Raw genomic sequence first — 6,730 nt, 5'->3', positions numbered from 1 at the left:
GCGACCGCGGGCCGGGCCGCCGGGCCGGTCAACGCCCTCGCGGTGCTGAACAAGGCCGACACCGTGGCGCCCGAGTCCGTCGCGGGCGCCGACGGCGACGTCTGGACCGCGGCGACCACCCTCGCACGGCGCCAGGCCGAGACGTTGCGGCCGAGGGTGGCCGACGTGCTGCCGGTCGTCGGACTGATCGCCGAGACCACGAACACCGGCCGGTTCACCGCCGCCGACCTGGAGGCGCTGCGCGGCCTCGCCGCGCTGGACCGGGACACGCTGGAGCTCATGCTCGTCTCGGCGGACCTGTTCACCGGCTGGGAGTGCGCGGTGCCCGCCGGGGTGCGGGTGCGGTTGCTGGAGAAACTGGACCTCTACGGCATCCGGCGTGGGGTGGACCTCGTCCGCGCGGCCCCGGGGATCACGGCCGGTGCCGTGCGGCGGCGGCTGCAGGACTCGTCCGGGCTCGACCGGGTCCGCGAGCGACTGGAGAGCGTCTTCGCCGCCCGCGCGGACGGGATCAAGGCGGCCGTCGCCCTGGGCTCGGTGACCGCGCTGGCCCGGGCCGCGGAAGATCCCGGCCGTCGGCGGCTGCACGACGCGATCGAGGCGTTGCTGGCCGGCCCGGAGGCGCACCGGCTGCGGATGCTGGAGGCGCTGACCCTGTTGTCCTCCGGGGCGGTCGAGCTGCCCCGGGATCTCACCGAGGAGGTGTTGCGGGTGGGCAGTGGCACCGATGTGCCCACCCGGCTCGGCATGCCCGGCGCGTCCCGGGCGGAGCTGGCCGGATACGCGCTCCGACGGGCGCACTGGTGGCGCTCGTTCGCGTCCCTCGGGGCCACCCCGGCCCAGGGCCGGATCGCCCATGTCGTCCACCGTGCGTACTTCCTGCTCTGGCAGCGGCTCGGCGGTTCGGAGGACGGCCCCGGCGGAACGGAGGACGGACGATGAGCCCGTGGTTCGGCGCCCGGCGCCGCACCGGCGACAACACCCCCACCGGGAGGCTCCCGCGGACGACGACACCGTCCGGGCGGGACACCGCGGTCGATGCCGGGGCGTCCGGGGAGGGGACCGGCCCGGTTGCCGTACCGGCGGCGGGCGACGGGGGGTCCGTGGCTTCCGGGGCCGGGGTACCGGCCGCTCCCCCGGTGGATCACGAGCAGGCGCTGACCGACCGGCACACCCTGATCCAGCTGTGTCTGTACGCGCTGGACCGCGCCCGCAGTGCGGGCGTCGTCGAACGTCTGGAGCAGGGACTCGCCGGGATCGGCGTGCACGCCGTGCGGCCGGACGGGCAGCGGTTCGACCCCGCGGTCCACGAGGCGGGCGGTGCGGTGCCGACCGACGACACCGCCCTGGCGGGCACCGTCGCCGAGACGGAGGTCGTCGGGTTCGTCGACCAGGGCAGGCTGCTGCGGGCGCCGGTGGTGACGGTCTACACCCGCCGGTGAGGTGGTCCGGCCCGGTCGGATCTCCGGGTGCCACCGCCCGCCGGGCGATACGGTGACCGGCTGTGACCCCGGCACCGACGTCTCCCTCCGGCGGGCCGCCGTCCGGTAGGTCGACACCCGGCGGGCCGCCGTCCGGTAGGTCGACACTGCCCGCGCAGGTCGGCCGGACCCGCGAGGCGCTGCTGGCGTTGCTGCGGGAGCTGGACCCCGGGGCGGCGCGGTCGGTGGAACGGCAGCGCCGCGCACATTTGCCCACGCCGTCCGTGGTCGTGGTCGGCGAGACGAACCGCGGGAAGAGTTCCCTGGTCAACGCTCTGTTGGCCGAGCCGGGGCGGTCCCCGGTGGATGCCGACGCCGCGACGGCGACCTACCTCGTCCTCCGGCACGCACCGGAGTGGACGGCGCGGGCGTGCTACCCGGGTCGGCTCGCCCCGGTCGACTTCGAACCCGACGAACTGGCCCGCTGGGTGTCGACGGCCCACGAGCTGCCCGAGGGACAGCTGCCACCCCGGCACGTCGAGGTGTGCGGCCCGGTGCCGATCCTCGAACGGCTCACCCTGGTGGACACCCCCGGGGTCGGCGGCCTCGATTCCACCCACGGTGAGCTGGCGGCGGAGGCGGCCGCGGACGCCACCGTCCTGCTGTTCGTCGTCGACGCCTCGGCGCCGTTCTCCGCCGCGGAACTGCGTTTCCTCGCCACGGCGGCCGAGCGCGTCGAGACGGTGGTGTTCGCGCTCACCAAGACCGACCGGTTCCGGGGCTGGCGCGAGGTGCTCGAGGCCGACCGTGCGTTGCTCGCCGAGCACGCGCCGCGGTTCGCCGAAGCCGCGTTCCACCCCGTGTCGGCGCGGATGTTCGAGACCGCGGGCCGGGCGCCGGACGAGCGGACCGCCGCGACCCTGCGGGAACGGTCGGGCGTGGCCGAGCTGCAGACCGCGCTGCAGGAGCTGGTCGTGGGCCGGTCGGCGATGCTCGGTGAGGCCAACGCGTTGCGGGCGTTGGCCAGTGCCCTCGCCGAACAGCAGGCGGTACTGTCCGCGCGGCGACGGGCCCTGTCCTCCGGGGAGTCCGAGGCCGCCGACCTGCGCCGCCGCCGGGACGAGCTCACCGCCGAACGGCGCTCGTCGACGAAGGGTTGGCAGCTCACGTTGCGCGGGGAGATCCAGCGGGCGCGGGTCGAACTGGGGCACGGGACGGGCCGGTGGGTGCGGGACGCCCAAACCCGTCTCCGGCAGCGCATCGACGCCGCGGGCCGTGCCGGGCTCGCGGAGCTGCCGCGCGAGGTCGACTCCGCACTCCAGGTGATCTCGCGGTGGGTGTCGGCGACGCTGGCCGACCGGTTGCACCGGGTGACCGACACGGTGCTGGCCGAGCTGTTCACCGCCGAGGAACTCGACGTCCTCCGGGCACGGTTCGCCCGTGCGGACGGGCCACCGGTGGTGCTCCGGCCCCCGGACCGGCGCCCGCCGACCGCCGAGGACAGGCTGCTCGTGTTCATGGGGGTCTCCGGCGGGGCGGGCGCGGCCAAGCTGGCCGCCGCCCCCCTGGCCGGTGCGGCGGTGTTCGCGCCGGTCGTCGTGCCCGCCACCCTCGCGGTCGGGCTCGGCGCGGGCTGGTGGATGGCACGGACCCGCAGGCACGCGGCCGACCGGCAGCACCTCCGGCAGTGGCTGGTCGAGGCGATCGCCGACGCCCGCGCGACGCTCGACCGGCTCGTCGCCGAACAGCTCATCGAGGCCGAGCAACAGTTGTCCCTGGCGCTCGACGAGGCACTGAGCCGCCGCATCGAGGCGATCGACGCCGAGTTGAGAGCCGTCGACACGTCGATCAGGCTGGACGGGAAGGAACGGTCCCGGCAACTCTCGTCGGTCGCCGACCGGGAGCGGGAGGTGGCCGAGGGGCGGGAGCGCGCCGAGGCCCTGCTGGGCCGTATCCGGGAACTCCGGGACGGGCCGAGGCGGGCGTGACCCGCGGGGGTGGACCGGCCGTCCCGCGCCGGGGTCCGGGAAACACTTGGTCCGGGAACGAAACGGGCTTACCGTGAGTCCCAGTGAGCAGCGGTTCCGGGGTTCCGGGCCGGCTCGCGACCGTGAGGGGAGTGACCGTGTGGGCCGATGAGACGGGCGGCGGCACCGACACCGGCGCGACGGGCATGCCGGACGACATGCTCGTCACCGTCGAGGGCGAGCAGTACAGCGCCGAGACGAACCTGGACCTCGACGGGGACGGTGTGGCCGACACCGTGGTGGTCGACCGCGCCGACGGCAGCACCCAGGCGTTCGTCGACCACGACGGGGACGGCGCGGCGGACGAGTACGTCCGCTGGGACGCGCGGGACCGGGTGACCGCCCACGCGGACTTCGACGAGGCGACCGGGGAGTGGGTGGCCGTCCCGGACGGACAGCATCCCGACGGCGACCCGGATCCCGAAACCCGGACCAGCCACGGCGGCACGATCGTCGCCGACCTGCCCGGCGGCGACGTCGAGGTCGGCCCCGCGACGACGGACACCGACCACGACGGCGTGAACGACACCGCCGTCGTCACCGATGCCGAGGGCAACACCGTCACCTACACCGATGTGGACGGCGACGGGTCCGCCGACGTGGCGGTGGTGATCGACGACACCGGCAGCGCGAGAACCTACGAGCACACCGGGGACGGGGAGTGGACCGGGGTGGACCCCGGTGCCGAGCACGACGGCGTGCGCGCGGAGACGCCCGGGGAACACGCAGGCTGGGACGGCTCCGGGTGGGACACGCCGGGTACCCGGCGTGTCGAGGGCGTGGCGTGGATCGACGCGGCCACCGGCCAGTGGATCAGCCCGAACTGACACCGCGGCCCGGCCCGGCGTCGTCACACTGTGCACCCGGTCGGTCGACGTCGCGGTGAACACGGGCGAAACGGACGGAGACGACAGGGGTACCGGCGGGTTACGGCGGGCGGGCGCCACCGCCGGGGTCCCCCACGGGCGGGAACCCTTTCGCGCTGACCCGATTCAGCCGGGATCTGAATCGATTCCCTTATCGTTCTTGTGAGAGAACCGACAGGTCATGGGTCGGTTCATGCTGTGTCGGGCCGCTACTCTCAGGGCATCCAAGAACGTGAGCACACCGCTCGACGGTGCGCTTGTAGCCATTCGGTCGCCGGCAACGGAGCCCGCATCCGGACACTGGCGTCCGGTGTGGGCTCTTGTCGTCGAAGACAGGAGTTAGAGATGACTGCAGTGGCCATCCCCGGTCTCGACAAAGCGCCAACGACGCACAGCGGTGTGCTCTCGTGGGTGCGCGAAGTCGCCGAACTCACCACCCCGGACCGGGTCGTCTGGGTGGACGGCTCCGACGAAGAGGCCGAGCGCATGAACAACGAGCTGGTCAAGGCGGGCACCTTCGTCCCGCTGGAAGCCAGGCCGAACTCGTACTGGGCCGCCTCGGACCCCTCCGACGTGGCCCGTGTGGAGGAGCGGACCTTCATCTGCTCCGAGCGTGAGTCCGACGCCGGGCCGACCAACAACTGGAAGCACCCGGACGAGATGAAGGCCACCATGACCGAGCTCTACCGGGGCTGCATGCGTGGTCGGACGATGTACGTCATCCCGTTCTGCATGGGCCCGCTCGGCGACGAGAACCCCAAGCTCGGCATCGAGATCACCGACTTCGCCTACGTCGTGGCCTCCATGCGCGTGATGACCCGCATGGGGCAGGCCGCGCTGGACAAGTTCGTGACCGAGGACGGCACGGAGCGCGAGTTCGTCCCGGCGCTGCACTCCGTGGGTGCCCCGCTCGAGCCCGGCGAGGAGGACGTCCCCTGGCCGTGCAACGACACGAAGTACATCAGCCACTTCCCGGAGAGCCGCACCATCTGGAGCTACGGTTCCGGCTACGGCGGCAACTCGCTGCTCGGCAAGAAGTGCTACTCGCTGCGCATCGCCTCGGTGATGGCGCGGGACGAGGGCTGGCTCGCCGAGCACATGCTGATCCTCAAGCTCATCTCGCCCGAGAACAAGGTGTACTACGTCGCGGCGGCGTTCCCCAGCGCCTGCGGCAAGACCAACCTCGCGATGCTGCAGCCGACGCTGCCGGGTTGGCGTGCCGAGACGCTCGGTGACGACATCGCGTGGATGCGCTTCGGCTCCGACGGCAGGCTCTACGCCATCAACCCCGAGTTCGGCTTCTTCGGCGTCGCTCCGGGCACCGACGAGCACACCAACCCGAACGCCATGCGCACGATCGAGAAGGGCAACACGGTGTTCACCAACACCGCCCTCACCGACGACGGCGACGTGTGGTGGGAGGGCATGGCGGGCGAGAAGCCCGCGCACCTGACCTCCTGGAAGAAGCAGGACTGGACGCCCGCCGACGGCGAGGCCGGGGAGCCCGCCGCGCACCCGAACTCGCGCTACTGCACGCCGATGTCGCAGTGCCCGATCCTCGCGCCGGAGTGGGACGACCCGCAGGGCGTACCGATCTCGGCGATCCTGTTCGGCGGCCGCCGTGCGAGCACTGTCCCACTGGTCAACGAGGCGCGCGACTGGCAGCACGGTGTGTTCATGGGCGCCACGATGTCGTCGGAGAAGACGGCCGCCGCGGCCGGCAAGGTCGGCGAGGTGCGTCGCGACCCGATGGCGATGCTGCCGTTCCTCGGCTACCACGCGGGCGACTACTTCCAGCACTGGCTGGACATCGGTAAGAACTCGGACGAGCTGAAGCTGCCGAAGATCTTCTACGTCAACTGGTTCCGCCGGGGTGACGACCGCCGGATCCTGTGGCCGGGCTTCTCCGAGAACTCCCGCGTGCTCAAGTGGATCGTCGAGCGCATCGAGGGCACGGCGTCGGCCGCGGAGACGCCGGTGGGCAACGTGCCGACCGCGGACGACCTGGACATCGCGGGGCTGACCGAGCCGCTGGCCGACATCCAGGCCGCCCTGGACGTCGACCCGGACGAGTGGCGGCAGGAGATCCCGCTCATCGAGGAGTGGTTCGACAAGATCGGCCGGGACAAGATCCCGTCCGCCCTCCTCGACGAACTGGAGACCATGAAGCAGCGCCTGGCCTGAGTGCCGGGTTTGCCGTGAAGGAGTCCTGCACGGTTCACTCGAACAGGCCGACTATCTGGTCCACCGCCAGGTAGGCGAACAGGGCGAGGCAGACGACGAGCAGCGTGTTGGACACCGTCCGGGAGCGGAACTCGCGCGGCAGCCGTGCGGAGTTCAGCAGGACCAGCAGTGTGCCCGCGAGGAACGGCATGAACAGCGCCCCCAGCACGCCGTAGGCCACGGTGAGCTGGAA

The 6,730-nt window shown here is 72.5% G+C and carries 4 protein-coding genes and 2 pseudogenes; 5 read left to right on the top strand and 1 reads right to left on the bottom strand.

The window, feature by feature from the left end:
* The 5 genes and pseudogenes from SACPADRAFT_RS27795 to SACPADRAFT_RS0214325 form a co-directional block, all read left to right on the top strand.
* Positions 1-942, top strand: a pseudogene (locus SACPADRAFT_RS27795) (dynamin family protein); the annotation flags it as partial.
* Positions 939-1,442 (top strand): nucleotide exchange factor GrpE, encoded by a 504-nt coding sequence (locus SACPADRAFT_RS0214340; RefSeq protein WP_007025899.1) that lies wholly within the window; start codon positions 939-941, stop codon positions 1,440-1,442. The pseudogene SACPADRAFT_RS27795 and the gene SACPADRAFT_RS0214340, both read left to right, overlap by 4 nt.
* A 146-nt stretch (positions 1,443-1,588) precedes the next feature.
* Entirely contained in the window at positions 1,589-3,409 is a 1,821-nt protein-coding gene (locus tag SACPADRAFT_RS0214335; protein WP_028662464.1) for a dynamin family protein, read from the top strand.
* A 137-nt stretch (positions 3,410-3,546) separates the two neighbouring features.
* Positions 3,547-4,275, top strand: coding sequence for a hypothetical protein (locus SACPADRAFT_RS0214330; protein WP_007025901.1), 729 nt, complete (start codon positions 3,547-3,549; stop codon positions 4,273-4,275).
* Positions 4,276-4,659: 384 nt separating this feature from the next.
* Positions 4,660-6,498: a phosphoenolpyruvate carboxykinase (GTP) gene (locus tag SACPADRAFT_RS0214325; protein WP_007025902.1), complete on the top strand. Its 1,839-nt coding sequence runs from the start codon at positions 4,660-4,662 to the stop codon at positions 6,496-6,498.
* Between the two features lie 34 nt (positions 6,499-6,532).
* On the opposite strand, the pseudogene SACPADRAFT_RS27790 reads toward SACPADRAFT_RS0214325, so the two are convergent.
* Positions 6,533-6,730 (bottom strand): annotated as a pseudogene (locus tag SACPADRAFT_RS27790) (Nramp family divalent metal transporter); the annotation flags it as partial.

It is taken from the genome of Saccharomonospora iraqiensis subsp. paurometabolica YIM 90007 (assembly GCF_000231035.2).
In the GTDB taxonomy this organism is placed as follows: domain Bacteria; phylum Actinomycetota; class Actinomycetes; order Mycobacteriales; family Pseudonocardiaceae; genus Saccharomonospora; species Saccharomonospora paurometabolica.
The sequence above is the reverse complement of the archived record's forward strand: the minus strand, read 5'-3'. Positions and strand labels throughout refer to the sequence as shown.

Excerpts from the sequence above, each read along its gene's own strand:
- SACPADRAFT_RS0214325 (WP_007025902.1), top strand. The coding sequence starts at position 4,660 with ATGACTGCAGTGGCCATCCCCGGTCTCGACAAAGCGCCAACGACGCAC.
- SACPADRAFT_RS0214340 (WP_007025899.1), top strand. The coding sequence starts at position 939 with ATGAGCCCGTGGTTCGGCGCCCGGCGCCGCACCGGCGACAACACCCCC.